The organism is Globicatella sanguinis NBRC 15551 (genome assembly GCF_001552295.1).
In the GTDB taxonomy this organism is placed as follows: domain Bacteria; phylum Bacillota; class Bacilli; order Lactobacillales; family Aerococcaceae; genus Globicatella; species Globicatella sanguinis.
In genome coordinates this window covers 1-1,413 of the sequence record NZ_BCQX01000214.1, presented here as the reverse complement: position 1 = coordinate 1,413, position 1,413 = coordinate 1, and the positions used below count along the sequence as shown (strand labels likewise).

1 protein-coding gene is annotated in these 1,413 nt (G+C 36.1%); it reads left to right on the top strand.

All coding sequences use genetic code 11. From position 1 onward, the window contains the following. Nucleotides 1–83: 83 nt before the first annotated feature. The gene (locus GSA01S_RS10165; RefSeq protein WP_066127265.1) at nt 84–1,250 is read left to right on the top strand and encodes an IS256 family transposase; all 1,167 of its coding nucleotides are present in this window, start codon (nt 84–86) and stop codon (nt 1,248–1,250) included. Nucleotides 1,251–1,413 lie beyond the last annotated feature (163 nt).

Sequence of the window (1,413 nt, the reverse complement as noted above, 5' to 3'; positions counted from 1 at the left end):
TTGTGTAAAAAGAAAGGGTCACTTATCCCTCCATAACTGGTACAATGTTTTTAGGAAAAATAAACAAACCAGGAGGAATTAAAATGACCCAAGTACATTTTACACTGAATTTAGAAGAAATTCAAAACTTAATTGACGTAGAAGTCAAAGACAACATAGCTAAGAGTATTCTAACCAAGGTTTTTAATCAACTGATGGAGAAAGAACGGGATGAATACTTAGATAACGAAGCCTATCAACGCGATCCCAATAGAATGACTTATCGTAATGGCTATTACAATCGTGACTACACAACAAAACTCGGAACGTTAAACCTCAGAGTGCCAAGAACAAGAGATGGCAAGTTTTCAACAGAAATCTTTGAACGCTACCAAAGAAATGAAAAGGCACTTCTGTTAACCATGCTTGAAATGTATATCCAAGGTGTCTCTACAAGAAAAGTTTCGAAAGTCATTGAAAATTTATGTGGGAAAACCTATTCTAAATCATTTGTCTCTTCCCTTACGAAACAACTGGATGAAGAGGTTCGACAATGGCGTCATCACGATTTAAGTTCTGTCCAATACGCTTACCTAGTGGTGGATGTTATTTATATAAAAGTAAGAGAAAATCATAAGGTTGTATCCAAAGCTTGTCATATCGCAATCGGAATTAGTGAAGAAGGAAAACGAAGACTCCTCGGTTTTGACATCAGTGATGGCGAAAGTGATTACTCTTGGTCTCGCTTCTTTAACTACTTAAAAGAAAGAGGCCTAAATGGCCTTAAAATGGTTATATCTGATGCACACACGGGTCTAGTAAAAGTAATTAAGGAAAACTTTCTGAATGTTTCTTGGCAAAGATGTCAGGTTCACTTCTTAAGAAATATCTTAGCTAAAATACCGAAAAAAGAGACCAGAGAATTTAAAGAAGACATCAAGGCACTGTTTCGTATTCAGGATATTAAGATTGCCCGCATCGTTAAAAACGAACTTTTTAAAAAATATGAAGGAGAAAAGAAATATCAAGCCAGCTTAGCGATTCTTGATGAGGGATTTGAAGACGCCTTTACTTATCTTAACGAATCGGTTGTTCATCCTAGACTTAAAAGTACCAATTGTCTGGAACGGTTAAATGAAGAGATTAGAAGACGGGAAAGAGTCATTCGGATTTTCCCTAATGTTGAATCCGCTTATCGCTTAATCGGAGCAATGTTAATCGATCAAGACGAAGAGTGGCTAACAGCAGATAGAATATATATTCAAATGTAATTCATTTTTTGCCCTTCAACATTTTAATTGCTTCTAAGAACCTGTCAAGGGTCGCCTTGCTTTCCCCCTTGACAGAACCCTGCCAGCAATTAGTTGATCGTTAAGGCAAAAAATGGAATAAAAAAATGTGCTAGTTATTTTTACACAATATTATGGACTTGAC